The following is a 14,968-nucleotide window of genomic DNA, read 5'->3' as shown; positions in this document are numbered from 1 at the left end:
ACGCGGTCAGCCGAGCGAGAGCGGGAAAAGCTCGATGGCGTTGGAGGCCACCGGGGTGAAGGCGAAGCCCTTCACGTTGTTCCGCATCGCCAGCTTGCGCATCTCCAGCACGCCGAAGATATCCGGGCTGTCATCCATCACGATGCGCTGGAACTTCTTGTACAGCTCGCGGCGCTTCTCCGGGTCGGCCTCGGCCCGCGCCTGGTCCAGCACGGCATCGACCTCGGGGTTGGCATAGACCGGGTTCTGCCAGTTGCCGTTGCGGGAGGAATGGAAGCCCGCATAGGCCAGGTTGTCGGCATCGCCGTAATTGGCGGTCTGGTAGACCATGAAGAAGTCCGGCACCGTCTCGGGCGAGCGGCAGGCGGCGACCATGTCGGGCCAGATCATCGGCTTGATGTCCAGCTCGATGTTCAGCGCCCGCAGACTGTCCAGCAGAACTAGCGCCCAGCGCCGCTGCTGCTCCAGGCCGGAGACATGCGCCAGCGTCAGCTTGATGCCGCCATTCGGGCTGCGGGACTTGGCCAGGAACTCCTTCGCCTTCTCCAGGTCCGTGCGATAGATCGGCAGCTCCTTGTCGAAGCCGTCGATGCTCTCGGGCAGCGGGCCCTTCATCAGCTCGGCATAGCCGCTGACATCGAGCATACCCTGGTAGTTGAAGGCACAGGCGATGGCCTTGCGGAGGTTCTTGTCCGCCAGCGGGCCGTGCTTCGAGTTCATCTTGATCTGGAAGGTGCGGTATTCCGGCTCCAGGATCAGGTTGACGCCGGGGCGGCCCTTCAGCGCTTCCATGTCCTCGCTGGTCAGGTCCACCGCGATCTGCGCCTCGCCCCGCTGCACCATCAGGCGCTGCGTCGCGGTCTCCCGCGTGATCTTCCAGATGGCGCCGGTGAGGTTGCCGCCGCCCTTCCGCCAGCCATCCGCCACGCGCTCGAACTGGTAAAGGTTGCCGGCCTCGGCGCGGGTGATGTTGAAGGCGCCGGAGCCCGCTATATTGGTGCGCAGCCAGGTCTGGCCGTCGTCCGAGCCCTTGTTGGCCTCCACCTGCTTCGGGTTCACGATCCAGACCCAGGGCAGCACGGACAGGAAGGGCACGAAGGGCGTCAGCAGCTTCACGCGCACCGTCTGCGCATCCACCACCTCGGTGCCCGCGGGGTCCACGATGCCGGCGACCATCCAGGCATTGCCGCGGTTCAGGCGCAGCAGGCGCTCGATGGAATACTTCACCGCCGCCGCATCGACCGGCGAGCCGTCATGGAACTTGGCGGCCGGGTCCAGCTTGAAGGTGTATTCGCGCCCGTCCTCCGACATGGTCCAGGACTGCGCCAGATGCGGCACCGGCTTGGGCGGGTTGCCTTCCACCCGCACCAGCGAGTCATAGACGTTCCGCATCGCCATGGCGGTGGAATAGCCGCTGGCCAGATGCGGGTCGAAGTTCGGGATATCCTGGTTGGAGGTGATCACCAGGATGCGCCGGGCCTGCGCCTCGGCCGGCCGCATGCCGGCCATGCCGGCCAGCAGGGCGGCACCGCCCGCCATCACACCGCGTCGTGTTGTCGTCAGCATCGCTTTACGCTCCAACAATCGGGTTCAGGCCGTGGGGGCCGCTTCGGGCTGCTTGGCGGCGTAGTCGCGCGCCGCTCCTTCCTCGGATACCAGGCCCAGGCGCTTGTCGCGCGCCAGCGCCTCGGGGTCGCGTTCCGCCGGGTTGCCGTAGCCGGAACCGCCGGCCAGCACGATCTCCACGATCTGCCCGGCGGTATCGACCTCCACCAGCATGCCGGTGCCGCAGTTCAGCGTCTCATTGCCCTCGGTGTCCAACACGCGGCCACTGGCCTCGCCGCCCGCCTTGCCGCCAAACAGGCCGGCAATGGGGTTGCCGACGCCTTCCGGATAGACCGTCACCAGCGTGGGCAGGCCGTCGTTCTTCAGCTTGCGCACACGCACGCGCTGGCCCAGGCCGCCGCGATGCCTGCCGGCGCCACCGGAATCCGTGATGTAGGTCTTCTCGATCACCAGCGCCGGCACGCGCGCCTCGAACAACTCGATCGAGGTATTCGCCGCCGAAGTCGGCCACAGCAGGCCCGACTTGCCGTCGCCACGCGCCGAGGCACCCTGGCCGCCGCCGATGAACAGCATGTCGGAATAGGTCTGCCCGTTCTCGTCCTGGCCATACATGTAGGCGGCCATGGGCAGGCCGGTATTCGCCTGCACCTGCGCCGGTGCGGCATCTGACAGCGCGCGGAAGATGTTCGGCGCCAGGTACCAGCCCGTGCGGGTGCGGATGTTCACCGAGGCCGGGCGCTTCGGGTTCAGGATGGACCCTTCCGGCGCCTTCACGGTGAAGGGGCGGTAGCAGCCGGCATTGCCGCGCACGGCCGGCGTCAGCATGCACTTCAGCGGATAGGTGGCATGGGCGGCCGTGTAGTTCATGGTGGAGTTCAACCCGCCCTGCGGCAGCTGCGGCGGCGCGCCGTCGAAATCCAGCTCGATCTCGTCGCCCTTCACCGTCAGCTTCAGCGGGTAGTCCAGCCGCTTGCCCAGCGGGTTGTTCCAGATGGTGCTGTTGTATTCGCCATCCGGCAGCGCGCGGATGGCGTCGCGCATCGCCTTTTCCGAACGCCCCTGCACCACGGCGGCCAGCGCCCGCAGGTCCGTCATGCCGTAGTCCGCCATGAAGGAGAGCAGCCGCTCCCCGCCCAGCGAATTGGCGGCGACAAAGGAATGCAGGTCGCCCAGCACCTGCTCGGGGCTGCGGATATTCTCGGCCAGCAGGCGGAACAGGCTCTCGTTCGGCCGGCCGGCCTCGTAGAGCTTCATCGGCGGGATCTGGAAGCCTTCCTCAAAGATCTCGCGCGCCCGCAGCGAATCCTTGGTGCCGCCGATGTCGGAGACATGGCCCACCGTGCCCATCAGGCCGACGACCTTGCCGTTCAGGAAGACCGGCGTGACCACCGCGATGTCGAAGAGATGCCCGGCGCAGAGCCAGGGGTCGTTGGTGATCAGCACGTCGCCGGGCTGCAGCGTCTCGGCCGGGTAGCGTTCCAGCAGCGCCTTCACCGCGCGGGGCAGGGTGAGGTTGAAGACCGGCATGGCGCGCGGGGAATGCGCCAGCGTCTCACCGGTCGGGTCCAGGAGTTCCGTGGCGAAGTCCTGGCTTTCCGAGATCACCAGGGAGAAGGCGGTGCGGCAGATCGTCAGCCACATCTCCTCCACCACCGTGATCAGGCGGGACCACATGATCTCCAGCGCGATCGGGTCGGCCTCGATGCGCGCCATCGCCTGTTCCAGCGGCATGTCCGCGGTGATGGCGGTATCCGCCTGCGCGGTGGCGGCGATGGCGATGCGAAGGTTCAGGCTCTCATCCACCGTCACGCTGTCGCCCGGGGCGATGATGGTGGTGGATTCCCGCTCCTCGATGATTGCGGGGCCGGCCAGGGTATGGCCGGCGGCTAGGGCGTAGCGGTCGTAGACCGTGGTGTCGTGCCAGCCGCCTTCGAACCAAGCCTTGCGCGTGCCCTTCACGGCCTTGCTGGTATCGCCACCGCCCACCGCGCCGCTGAGGGAGAGCTTCGGCTCCGGCCCGACGACGCGGACGCGGAAGTTGATCGCCTCCATCCGCGCGCCTTCATACACCGAGGTGTAGCGGGCGGCGTAGGCGGTGGTGAAGGCGGCGCCGATGGCCTCCAGGCTCTGCTCGCCCAGCGCGCCGGCCGGCAGCGGCACGGACATGTCGTGCATCTGGCCGACCAGGCGCATGTCGGCGCTGCGCTCCACCCGGATGTCCTCCGGCTTCACGCCGGCGGCCAGCAGGTGCTTGCGGTTCTCCGCCTCCATCTCGTCCAGCAGCGCGTTGACGCGCGCGGCGTCGAAGCCCGGCGCGAATTCCACCGGCAGAGAACGGACGGTTTCGAAGGACAGCGGCGCCGCCAGGAAGCCCAGCGCGGAGGCCGCGCCCGAGGCGGGCGGAATGATCACCTCCTTCACGCCCAGCGCGCGCGCCACATCGGCGGCATGGGCCGGGCCGGCGCCGCCGAAGCCCACCATGGCGTAGTGGCGCGGGTCCTTGCCCTTTTCCACCAGATGCACGCGGGCGGCGGCGGCCATGCTTTCCACCACCACCTTGTGGATGCCCCAGGCGGCTTCCGGCACGGACATGTTCAGCGGCTTGGCGACGGAGGCGAGCGCCGCCTCGCAGGCCGCCATGTCCAGCTTCATGCGCCCGCCCAGGAAGAAGGCGGGGTCGTAGTAGCCGAGGATCAGGTTGGCATCCGTCACGGTCGGCTTGGTGCCGCCCATGCCGTAGCAGGCCGGGCCGGGGTCGGAGCCGGCGGAATGCGGGCCCACCTTCAGCAGCCCGACCTCGTCGATGGCGGCGATGGAGCCACCGCCCGCGCCGATCTCGATCATGTCGATGACGGGCGCCTTGATCGGCAGGCCGGAACCCTTGGAGAAGCGGTGCACGCGCCCGGCTTCCAGCATGGGCGCGATCTCGACGCGCCCGTCCTCGACCATGCAGGCCTTGGCTGTGGTGCCGCCCATGTCGAAGGAAATCACGTCCTTCTTGCCCGCCAGCTCACCGAACAACGCGGTGGCCAGGCCGCCACCGGCCGGGCCGGATTCCAGCAGGCGGATGGGGAAGGCGCGCGCCGTCTCGGGCGAGACCAGCCCACCGGCGGAATGCATCAGCCGCAGCGCGCCGGTGAAGCCGCGCGAGGCCAGCTCCCGCTCCAGCCGCTTCAGGTAGCGGTCCATCAGCGGCTGCACATAGGCATTGGCGCAGGTGGTCACCGCGCGCTGGTATTCCCACAGCTCCGCGACAACCTCGGCGGAGAGCGAGACGGCCAGTTCCGGGAATTCCTCGCGCGCGATGCGGCCGATGGCCTGCTCATGCACCGGGTTGCGGTAGGCGTTGATCAGGCAGACGCCGACGGCCTCGACGCCCTCGTCCAGCAGCTTGCGGAAGGCGGCGCGGACATCGTCCTCGTTCAGCGGGGTGACGGTGTTGCCGTCGCGGTCCAGCCGCTCCGCCACTTCCAGGCGCAGGTCGCGGGAGACCAGCGGCTCCGGGAAGCCCAGGAACAGGTCATAGATGTCGTAGCGCTGCTCCGTGCCCATCTCCAGGATGTCGCGGAAGCCCTGGGTGGTGATCAGGCCGACCTTGGCACCCTTGCGCTCGATGACCGCATTGGTGACCAGCGTGGTGCCGTGGATGATCTCGCCCACATCGCCCAGGCCGATGCCGCCCATGGCCACCAGTTCCTCCAGCCCCAGCAGGGCGGCGGCGGAGGGGTCGTGCGGCGTGGTCAGGCGCTTGTGCAGCCGCACGCTGCCTTCCTGCCCGTCATAGAGGATGAAATCGGTGAAGGTGCCACCGATGTCGAAGCCGATCCGCCAACGGGAAGAAGCCAGGGGGGAGGATGCCTGTGTCATGCGCGCGAGTGTCCTTCAGGCGGCCTTGCGGGCGGCGTGCCAGGGGTCGTCCACCATCGTGGCGATCTCCAGCGCTTCCGCGAGCAGGGCGTTGAGCATGGCCTGCCGTTCCGAGGCGGAGACGGTGGCAACGGGGTAGACGAGGTTGAGCGAGAATTCCTCGCCGGTGGCGCGATCCCCCACCGCGACGGCGAGGCCGCCGACGCCCGGGTTCGCTTCTTCCAGCGAAATGGCGAAGCCCTGGCGCCGCACTTCCGCCAGCAGCGCCAGCAGGGCGTTCATGTCCTGCGGCGAATGCGGGCTGGCGGGGCGCAGCGGCTCCGGATGCAGGGCGCGCACCTCGGCATCGGTGCGGCGGGCGAGCAGGGAGCGGCCGGTAGAGGAGGCGAAGGCCGCCAGCCGGCGCCCGATGGGCGTGCCGACGCGCAAGGTGCTGCTGCCCTCGTGATGCGCCACGCCCACCACATCGGCGCCATCCATCACCGAAACATAGCCGGTATGGCCGAAGCGTCGGGACAGGCGCCCCACCGCCTCATCGGCCCGGGTCAGCAGGGTGGAGGCGCGCCGGTAGGTCTGGCCCAGCTCGAACAACAGGATGCTGGGGCGGTAGCGGCGGGAGCCCGGCGCCAGTTCCAGCAACCCCGCATCGCGCATCGCCCGCAGCAGGCGCGAGGTGCTGCTCTTCGGCGTGCCCAGGATGGCGACGACGTCGGTGAGCGTCAGCTCCAGGCGCTGGGAGGTGAAGCAGCGCAGCACATCGGCGGCATTGGCCAGGATGGTCATGGCAGTTCCGAAAAATGGAACCGTGGTTCCGGTTCAGGCAACCATGCCGTGCTGCATCGTTATTTTCAACCCGTTTCAGCCGCCCGGAAGTAAGGAAAGAACCGGATCTGCCCAGCTTTTGTGCCTTTCGCTGCGCGATTGCCCAAGGAAAGGACGTCCCGGAAACGTGTGTGGCGAAGCGTCGCTGCCGGCGCGCAGACTCGCCGCCGTGGTGAACCCGGCTTCGCGGCGCGTGGTCATCCTTCGGCGCGGCGTTCGCCAGGCCCTCCGCAATCGCATTGCGGCCCGTGCCCTTCTGGGCCGGCCCAGGGAGGACGCAGATGCCCCGATATTCTCCATCCTATGCGGGACAGCCACTGGCGCAGGCGCAAGCCGGCCTGCCCAAGGTGCGCCACGTCGGCACCGATGCTGTTTGGCGGGCGCTGGCCCTGGGGTGGCGGGACTTCCAGGCCAATCCGACGCAGCTCATCTTTCTGGCCATCATCTATCCCGTCATCGGCCTCATCGCCGCCGGCGCCGCCGCGGGGCGGGACATGATGCCGATCATCTGGCCGCTGCTCTCCGGCTTCGCGCTGGTCGGGCCTTTCGCGGCGCTGGGGATCTATGAACTCAGCCGGCGGCGGGAGGCCGGGCAGGACCCGAGCTGGGTGGATGCCTTCGCGGTGCTGCGCTCGCCCTCCATCTCCTCCATCCTGGCGCTGGGCGTGATGCTGCTGGCCATCTTCGTCGCCTGGCTCTTCACCGCCCGCGCCATCTACGACACCACCTTCGCCGGCATGCCGCCCGCCGCCTCCATCGGCGAGTTCCTGCGGCAGGTGCTGGAAACCAGCGCCGGCTGGCGGCTGGCCATCCTGGGCAACCTGACCGGGCTGGTCTTCGCGGCGGTGGTGCTCTCGCTCACCGTCATCTCCTTCCCGCTGCTGCTGGACCGGCCGGTGGGGGCGGGGGTGGCGCTGCGCACCTCGTTGCAGGCAGTGGTGACCAACCCGCTGCCCATGGCGCTCTGGGGCCTGACCGTGGCGGTGATCCTGGTGGTGGCCAGCATTCCGGTGTTTGTCGGGCTGGCGGTGGCGGTGCCGGTGCTGGGCCATGCCACCTGGCACCTCTACCGCGCGGTGGTGCCGCATTGAGGGTGGCCACGGCGAAAATGACAGGAGCGTAACTTTCCCGGCGTTCCCGCGCTAAGCAGCTGGACCCTCGCTGATGAAAGACGCCTGATGGACGCGCTCCTGGCTCTCGCCGCCGACCCTGCCGCCTGGGTGGCCCTGGCTACCCTGGTGGCGATGGAGGTGGTGCTCGGCATCGACAACCTCATCTTCATCTCGATCATCACCAACAAGCTGCCGCCAGAACAGCAGGAACGCGCCCGCCGCGTCGGCATCGGGCTGGCGCTGGTGCTGCGGCTGGCGCTGCTGGGCACGGTGGCGATCATCGTCCGGCTGACCGCGCCGGTCTTCGAGATCTTCGGCCATGGCCTGTCCTGGCGCGACATGATCCTGATCGCCGGCGGCCTCTTCCTGGTCTGGAAGGCCACCAAGGAAATCCACCACAACGTGGACCCCGACCCCGGGCCGGACATGTTCGACGCCAGGAAGGCAACGCTGGGCTTCGGTGCCGCCATCGGGCAGATCCTGGTGCTGGACCTGGTCTTCTCCATCGACAGCATCGTCACGGCGGTGGGCATGACGCCGCATGTGCCGATCATGGTGATCGCGGTGCTGGTGGCGGTGGCGGTGATGCTGCTGGCGGCCAACCCGCTGGCCCGCTTCATCCAGGCCAACCCGACGGTGGTGATGCTGGCGCTGGGATTCCTGCTGATGATCGGCATGACGCTGATCGCCGAGGGCTTCGGGGCGCATGTGCCCAAGGGCTATGTCTATGCCGCCATGGCCTTCTCCACCCTGGTGGAGGCGCTGAACATCTTCAGCCGCCGCGCCCGCCAGCGGCGCGGCGGCGGCGCCCACTGACCGGCCAGGCCGGGGGAGGGCATCCTTCCCCCGGCGTTATGGCTGGCGCCCTTCTGCTGCGGGTTGTCCCGCGCCAAACTGGGGGGTAGGGTCCGGGCCGTTCTTTTGTTCCGGATCGTCCCTCACCATGAATCTGACCGCCGAGCGGCTCGACCGCATCGCTCCCTCCCAGACCATCGCCATCACGGCGAAGGCGCGCGCCCTGAAGGCGGCTGGGAAGAACGTCATCAGCCTCTCGGCCGGTGAGCCGGATTTCGACACGCCCCAGAACATCAAGGACGCCGCGATCCGTGCCATCCAGGCCGGTGAGACGCGCTACACCGATGTCTCCGGCACCAAGGTGCTGCGCGAGGCGGCGGCGGCCTATTTCAAGCGTGAGCACGGGATCGAGTACAAGCCGGAGGAGATCGTGGTCTCCACCGGCGGCAAGCAGGTGATCTTCAACGCCATGCTGGCCACGATCGATGCGGGCGACGAGGTGGTGATCCCCGCCCCCTGCTGGGTCTCCTATCCCGACATCGTCTCCCTGGCCGAGGGCAAGCCGGTCATCGTGCCGGCCGGGCAGAACCAGGGCTTCAAGATCACGCCCGAGCAGCTTGAGGCGGCGATCACGCCCAGGACCAAGTGGATCATCCTGAACAATCCCTCCAACCCGACCGGCGCCGCCTATTCCGAGGCGGAGCTGAAGGGGCTGGCCGAGGTGCTGCTGCGCCACCCGCAGGTCTGGGTCTTCACCGACGACATCTACGAGAAGCTCGTCTACGGCGACTTCAAGTCCAAGACGATGGTGGAGGTGGAGCCGCGCCTGAAGGATCGCACCATCACCATGAACGGCTGCTCCAAGGCCTGGGCCATGACCGGCTGGCGCATCGGCTTCGCCGGCGCGCCCCTGGCGCTGGCCAAGGCCATGGACAAGCTGCAGAGCCAGTCCACCTCCAATACCTCCTCCGTCTCCCAGGCCGCCGCCGTCGAGGCCCTGAACGGCCCGCAGGATTCGGTGGAGGAGATGCGCAAGGTCTACGAGAAGCGCCGCGACCTGGTCGTCGGCCTGCTCAACAAGGCCCCTGGCATCCACTGCATCACGCCCGAGGGCGCCTTCTACGTCTTCCCCTCCGTCCACGGCTGCCTCGGCAAGACCGCGGCTTCCGGCCGGAAGATCGAGACGGACGAGGATTTCGTCACGGCGCTGCTGGAGGATGAGGGCGTGGCCGCCGTGCATGGCTCGGCCTTCATGTTCCCCGGCCACTTCCGCATCAGCTACGCCACCGACGACGCTTCGCTGATCGAGGCCTGCACGCGCATCCAGCGCTTCTGCGCCGGCCTGAAGTAACATGCTGAACGGAGTTCGCTTCCGCCCCGCGGCGGAAGCGGATTTCGAGGCGCTGCACGACCTTTCGGTCCGCACCATGCGCCCGCATCTGGAGCGGATCGGGCGCTGGGACCCGGAACGCCGGCGGCGCAATGCCCGCAAGGCCTTCGATGCCGGTGGCATCCGCGTTATCGAGCGCGACGCCGCCATGCTGGGCTGCGTCGGTTTCCTGCGCCACCCCGACCATGCCGAGATCACCGGCTTCTTTCTGGAGCCGCATTGCCAGGGCCAGGGCCTCGGCGGCGCCATCCTGCGCGCGCTGGTGGCGGAGGCCGGCGGCCTGCCGGTGCATCTGGAAGTGCTGAAGCAAAGCCCTGCCATGCGTTTCTACGAACGCGCGGGCTTTGTGCGCACGGCCGAGCAGCCTTATGACTGGCTCTACATCTTGCCCGCCCGACCGGAGTCCAAGCCCCCCATGCCCGCCCTTGCCGAACGCCTGAAGGACGTCACCGTCTCCCCGATCGTGGCGATGAGCACCCGCGCCCGCGCACTCAAGGCCGAGGGCCATCAGGTGATCAGCCTGGCAGTGGGCGAGCCCGACTTCCCCACGCCCCCGCATGCCATCGAGGCGGCGCACCAGGCGGCGCTGCGCGGCGAGACCAAGTACCCGGCCCAGGACGGCAGCCCGGCGCTGAAGAAGGCCATCCAGGCGAAGTTCAGGCGCGAGAACGACCTCGACTACGCGCTGGACGAGATCTGCGTCTGCAACGGCGGCAAGCAGGTGCTGATGAACGCCTTCTTCGCGACGCTGACGCCGGGCGACGAGGTGGTGATCCCCGTGCCCTTCTGGGCCAGCTACGCCGAGATGGTGAAGCTGGCCGGCGGCGTGCCGGTCTTCGTGCATTGCCCGCAGAACAACGGCTTCAAGCTGCGGCCCGAGGATCTCGACGCCGCCATCACGCCGAAGACCAAGATGGTCATGCTGAACTTCCCCAACAACCCGACCGGCGCCGCCTGCTCGCGCGATGAGATGAAGGCGCTGGGCGAGGTGCTGGTGAAGCACGGGCATGTCTGGGTGCTGACCGACGACATGTACGAGCACCTGGTCTTCGACGGCTTCGAGTTCTGCACCATCGCGCAGGTGGAGCCGCGCCTGAAGGACCGCACCATCACCTGCAACGGTGTCTCCAAGACCTATGCGATGACGGGCTGGCGCGTCGGCTATGCCGGTGGGCCGAAGCAGGTCATCAAGGCCATGGTGAACATGCAGGGGCAGGTGACCAGCGGCGTCAGTGGCATCACCCAGGCCGCCGCCGTGGCGGCGCTGGAAGGCCCGCAGGACCTGGTGCGCGGCCGCGCCGAGGTCTACCGCACCCGCCGCGATCTGGTGGTGGAGATGTTGAACCAGGCCCCCGGCCTTGTCTGCCACAAGCCGGAGGGTGCTTTCTACGTCTACCCGAATGTCGCCGGCTGCCTGGGCAAGACCACCGCAGGCGGGCGCAGGATCGAGACGGATGCCGATTTCGCCATGGCTCTGCTGGAAGAAAAGCTGGTGGCCGCCGTGCATGGCGCTGCCTATGGCATGAGCCCCTACCTGCGCATCTCCTACGCCACCGATACGGAGAGCCTGCGCGAGGCCTGCACCCGCATCCAGGACTTCTGCAAGGGCCTCGCGTGAGCACCATCATCCGCCCCGGCCTCGACAGCGACGAGGCCGGCTTCATCCGCCTGATCGGCGATGCCTGGTCCGAATACCCCAACTGCATCCTGGATGTGGACGGCGAGGTGCCGGAACTGCGTGCCCTCTCCACCTACTTCACCAAGGCCGGCGGCGCGCTCTGGGTGGCGGAGCAGGAGGGTAGGGTGGTCGGCATGGTGGCCACGCGGCCGCTGGGCTCCGACCGCGCCTGGGAAATCTGCAAGATGTATGTCGAGAAGGGGCAGCGCGGCACCGGCCTCGCGCATCGCCTGCTCGGCGGCGCGGAGGACCACGCGATCCAGCAGGGTGCCGAGCGCATCGTGCTCTGGACCGATACGCGCTTCGATGCCGCCCACCGCTTCTATGAGAAGCGCAGCTTCGTCCGCTCCGGTTCCATCCGCATCCTCGACGATATCTCGAAGTCGCTGGAATTCCGCTACGCCAAGCCGGTGCGCGGCGTGGTGGTGGAGGCGGTGGACGCCGCCGCGGCCGCCAGCGCCGAGCGGCGGCTGGCCGATATCCTGGTGGCCTGCGTCGATGCCGGCGCCAGCGTCTCCTACCTGCCGCCGCTGTCGCTGGACACGGCGCGCGGCTTCTGGCGCAAGGTCTCGGGCGATGTCGCCATGGGCAACCGGCTGCTGCTGGTGGCCTGGGTGGATGGGCGGCTCGCCGGGACGGTGCAACTGAACCTCGCCACGCCCCCCAACCAGCGCCACCGGGCGGAACTGGACAAGCTGCTGGTGCATCCCGAATTCCGCCGGCGCGGCATCGGCCGTGGGCTGATGCAGCGGGCGGAACAGGCGGCACGCGGCATCGGCCGCACTTTGCTGACCCTGGATACCCGCGCCGGCGACGACGGGGAGGCGCTCTACCGCAGCCTCGGCTGGCAGGAGGCCGGGCGCGTGCCGAACTTCGCCAGCGATGCCGCCGGGAAGCTGCACGATACGGTCTTCTTCTACCGGGCGCTGCAGTCGTGATCACTCCGGCCTGGTGCCAGATGATGGCGGCCTACAATGCCGAGATGAACAGCCGCTTCTACGCCGCCGCCGCCCGGCTGCCGGATGCGGTGCGGCGGCGTGAGGAGGGGGCCTTCTTCGGCTCACTGCACCGCACGCTCTGCCATTTGGTCTGGGCCGACATGGCCTGGATGGCGCGCTTCGATGGCGGCCCGCCGCCGCAAGTGGGGCTGGCCGAAAGCCCGGAGATGATCGCGGATTTCGAGGCGCTGCGGGAAGCCCGTACCGCCACCGATGCCCGCGTCGCCGCCTGGGCCGGGGCGGTGGAGGAAGCCACCCTGGCCGGCACCCTGCGCTGGTACAGCCAATCGGCGGCGCGGGATCTGGAGCGCCCCATGGCGCTGGCGGTCACGCATCTCTTCCTGCACCAGAACCACCACCGTGGCCAGGCGCATGCGCTGCTGACCCGGGCCGGCAAGGACCCCGGCGTCACAGACCTGCCTTTCGTGCTGCCCTGATCTGCAAAACCTTGTCGCGGCCCGGCTGTTTCTCTCCCTGACGCCACAACAAAGGAGAGCAACATGACGGATATCCGACAGGCCCGTATCCTGGTGCTCGCCACCGACGGCTTCGAGCAATCCGAACTGCTGGTGCCGGTGGAGCAGCTCCGCGCCAAGGGCGCGACCGTCGAGGTCGCGGCGCCGGAGAAGACCATGGAGCCCGGCCAGATCACCGCCTGGGACGGCGAGGCCGCGAAGCCCGGCTGGGGCCAGAAGGTCAAGGTGGACCGCAAGCTGGCCGAGGTGCGGGCGGAGGATTACGACGCCATCGTGCTGCCGGGCGGCCAGATAAACCCGGACAAGCTGCGCATCGAGCCGCAGGCGGTGCAGCTGGTGCAGGACTTTGCCGCCAAGGGCAAGGTGGTGGCCGCCATCTGCCACGGCCCCTGGCTGCTGGCCGAATCCGGCCTCGCCAAGGGACGGACGCTGACCTCCTTCGCTTCCATCAAGACCGACATGAAGAATGCCGGCGCAACCTGGGTGGACAAGGAAGTGGTGACCGACAAGGGCATCGTGACCAGCCGCTCGCCCAAGGACCTCGACGCCTTCGTGGCGAAGATCGTCGAGGAAGTGGGCGAGGGCAACCACGGCGACCGCCGCGCCGCCTGATGGCGAAGGTGGGGGGCTCAGCCCCCCGCCGGCGCATCCAGGAAAGGCTCCAGCAGGGCCAGCACGGCCTCCGGTGCCTCTTCCGCCAGATAATGCCCGCTGGGAACCGCCTGCCCGCTGACCGGGCCGGCGGCATAGCTGCGCCAGATCTCCAGCGGCTCATACCAGGTACCGATCTTGCCCTTGGCGCCCCAGAGTGCCAGCAGCGGGCAGCGGATCTTCTCCCCCGCCGCGCGGCTGGCGCGGTCATGCTCCAGGTCGATGGTGGCGGCGGCGCGGTAATCCTCGCAGATGGCCTGGACCGTGCCGGCCTCGTGCAGCGCGGCGAGGTAATCCGCCCGCGCATCCGGGTGGAAGAAGCCCTGGTCCTTGGGCTCCCGGCTGGTCTGCAGGTCGAACCAGTCCTCCACGTCGCGCAGGATCATGCGCTCCGGCAGGTCATGCTTCTGGGCCAGGAAGAACCAGTGGTAGTAGCCCATGGCGAAGGACATGTCGGTGCGCTCGAAATGCTCCAGCGTGGGCACGATGTCCATCACCGCCAGCCGCTCCACCGCCTCCGGCGCATCCAGCGCCAGCCGGTGCGCCACGCGAGCGCCCCGGTCGTGGCTGACCACGCCGAAGCGGGGGAAGCCGAGCTGCCGCATCAGCCCCAGCATATCCGCTGCCATGGCGCGCTTGGCATAGGGCGCGTGGTCCGGCGTCACCCCCGGCTTGCCGGAAAAGCCATAGCCGCGCAGGTCCGGGCAGATCACGGTGAAACGCCGCGCCAGCACCGGCGCCACGCGGTGCCACATCATATGCGTCTGCGGATTGCCATGCAGCAGCAGCAGCGGCGGGCCGTCGCCACCCCGGCGCAGGCGCAATGCCTGCCCCTCAACAACCCGCTCCTCCAGCGCGAAATCCGCGAACAGCATATGGCGTCTCCCCTTCAACCGAGGAGACGATAAGCCCCCAGCGCGATACCGGCCACGGCCATGATCATCGACAGACCCGGCCAGGTCGGGCGCGGCCCCCGCACCGCCAGCACCAGGTTGAACAGCAGCGAGGTGGCGAAGCCCAGCACCGGCTCAAACCAGGGCCGCATCACGGCGCCCCAGATCAGCAATCCGAGCCAGAACAGGAAGCTGAACTGCGCCAGCAGCTTCCAGGCGGTATCCGCGGCCTCCGAAGCCGGGCGCAGCTCCGGCACGTTGGAGCGGGAATTGAGGAAGGAGGCGCCGGAGAGCAGCATCAGCGCGGGGACATAGGTATCCATGGCTTGGCGGTACCCTGCATGCTCCAGCTTGCCAAGCCCATGCGTGGCGTCATGGAGCAACCCCCGCCGGGCACGGCTCGTTCACCTTCATACAGGCTGGAGGAACAAGCCATGGTGAAACTTGTCTATCATATTGTGCAGCACGATGGGGGCTGGGCCTACAAGGTCGGCGACGCCTTCTCAGAATCCTACCCGACCCATGATGCCGCCGCCGCCGCCGCGCGCTCGGCTGCCGCCAAGCAGCAGCAGGCGGATGAGACCGAGGTGATCGAGTACCAGGACAGTGAGGGTAAGTGGCGCGTCGAGACGGCGCGGGGCGATGATCGCCCTGAGACTTCAGTTGTAGATTAATATCGAACTGCATCCGGGGCAGGGCTGCATCAGCCATGCCCCGGAA

Annotated in this window: 13 protein-coding genes and 1 pseudogene; 9 read left to right on the top strand and 5 right to left on the bottom strand. The window is 68.3% G+C overall.

All coding sequences use genetic code 11. The annotated features are described in order from the left end of the window. Positions 1-6: 6 nt before the first annotated feature. Genes EBE87_RS16385 through EBE87_RS16375 form a run of 3 tightly spaced genes read right to left on the bottom strand, consistent with a single transcriptional unit; the run spans position 7 to position 6,216 of the window. Positions 7-1,566 (bottom strand): ABC transporter substrate-binding protein, encoded by a 1,560-nt coding sequence (locus EBE87_RS16385; RefSeq protein WP_120638268.1) that lies wholly within the window; start codon positions 1,564-1,566, stop codon positions 7-9. A gap of 24 nt (positions 1,567-1,590) precedes the next feature. Further along, a complete protein-coding gene (locus EBE87_RS16380; RefSeq protein WP_120638267.1) occupies positions 1,591-5,433 on the bottom strand; it encodes a hydantoinase B/oxoprolinase family protein in 3,843 nt (1,280 codons plus the stop codon). A 15-nt stretch (positions 5,434-5,448) separates the two neighbouring features. After that, on the bottom strand, positions 5,449-6,216 hold the full coding sequence (locus tag EBE87_RS16375; protein ID WP_120638266.1) for an IclR family transcriptional regulator: 768 nt from the start codon (positions 6,214-6,216) through the stop codon (positions 5,449-5,451). A gap of 320 nt (positions 6,217-6,536) precedes the next feature. Here EBE87_RS16375 and EBE87_RS16370 point away from each other — a divergent pair, with 320 nt between their 5' ends. From EBE87_RS16370 to EBE87_RS16340, 8 genes and pseudogenes are all read left to right on the top strand, one after another. Then, the gene (locus EBE87_RS16370) at positions 6,537-7,346 is read left to right on the top strand and encodes a DUF2189 domain-containing protein (RefSeq protein ID WP_120638265.1); all 810 of its coding nucleotides are present in this window, start codon (positions 6,537-6,539) and stop codon (positions 7,344-7,346) included. An 87-nt stretch (positions 7,347-7,433) separates the two neighbouring features. Beyond that, the gene (locus EBE87_RS16365) at positions 7,434-8,183 is read left to right on the top strand and encodes a TerC family protein (protein ID WP_120638264.1); all 750 of its coding nucleotides are present in this window, start codon (positions 7,434-7,436) and stop codon (positions 8,181-8,183) included. A 127-nt stretch (positions 8,184-8,310) separates the two neighbouring features. After that, complete coding sequence (locus tag EBE87_RS16360) at positions 8,311-9,513, top strand: pyridoxal phosphate-dependent aminotransferase (protein WP_120638263.1); 1,203 nt, start codon at positions 8,311-8,313, stop codon at positions 9,511-9,513. A gap of 1 nt (position 9,514) precedes the next feature. Next, a pseudogene (locus tag EBE87_RS29735) lies at positions 9,515-9,904 on the top strand (GNAT family N-acetyltransferase); the annotation flags it as partial. A 63-nt stretch (positions 9,905-9,967) separates the two neighbouring features. Then, positions 9,968-11,170: a pyridoxal phosphate-dependent aminotransferase gene (locus EBE87_RS16355; protein WP_233553190.1), complete on the top strand. Its 1,203-nt coding sequence runs from the start codon at positions 9,968-9,970 to the stop codon at positions 11,168-11,170. Then, positions 11,167-12,168, top strand: a complete 1,002-nt coding sequence (locus EBE87_RS16350) for a GNAT family N-acetyltransferase (protein ID WP_120638261.1) — start codon at positions 11,167-11,169, stop codon at positions 12,166-12,168. Before EBE87_RS16355 ends, EBE87_RS16350 begins: the two co-directional genes overlap by 4 nt. Beyond that, positions 12,165-12,665: a DinB family protein gene (locus tag EBE87_RS16345; protein ID WP_120638260.1), complete on the top strand. Its 501-nt coding sequence runs from the start codon at positions 12,165-12,167 to the stop codon at positions 12,663-12,665. The genes EBE87_RS16350 and EBE87_RS16345 overlap by 4 nt, the downstream gene beginning before the upstream one ends. 63 nt (positions 12,666-12,728) lie before the next feature. Further along, positions 12,729-13,316, top strand: coding sequence for a type 1 glutamine amidotransferase domain-containing protein (locus EBE87_RS16340; protein ID WP_120638259.1), 588 nt, complete (start codon positions 12,729-12,731; stop codon positions 13,314-13,316). Between the two features lie 17 nt (positions 13,317-13,333). Here the strand turns inward: EBE87_RS16340 and EBE87_RS16335 are convergent, their stop codons facing one another. Both EBE87_RS16335 and EBE87_RS16330 read right to left on the bottom strand, forming a co-directional pair. Next, the gene (locus EBE87_RS16335; protein ID WP_120638258.1) at positions 13,334-14,230 is read right to left on the bottom strand and encodes an alpha/beta fold hydrolase; all 897 of its coding nucleotides are present in this window, start codon (positions 14,228-14,230) and stop codon (positions 13,334-13,336) included. A 14-nt stretch (positions 14,231-14,244) separates the two neighbouring features. Then, positions 14,245-14,571 (bottom strand): multidrug DMT transporter permease, encoded by a 327-nt coding sequence (locus tag EBE87_RS16330; protein WP_120638273.1) that lies wholly within the window; start codon positions 14,569-14,571, stop codon positions 14,245-14,247. Positions 14,572-14,682: 111 nt separating this feature from the next. On the opposite strand from EBE87_RS16330, the gene EBE87_RS16325 reads away from it, so the two are divergent. Next, the gene (locus EBE87_RS16325) at positions 14,683-14,922 is read left to right on the top strand and encodes a DUF2188 domain-containing protein (protein ID WP_120638257.1); all 240 of its coding nucleotides are present in this window, start codon (positions 14,683-14,685) and stop codon (positions 14,920-14,922) included. Positions 14,923-14,968 lie beyond the last annotated feature (46 nt).

The organism is Teichococcus wenyumeiae (assembly GCF_003696345.1).
Lineage (GTDB): Bacteria > Pseudomonadota > Alphaproteobacteria > Acetobacterales > Acetobacteraceae > Pseudoroseomonas > Pseudoroseomonas wenyumeiae.
The sequence above is the reverse complement of the archived record's forward strand: the minus strand, read 5'-3'. Positions and strand labels throughout refer to the sequence as shown.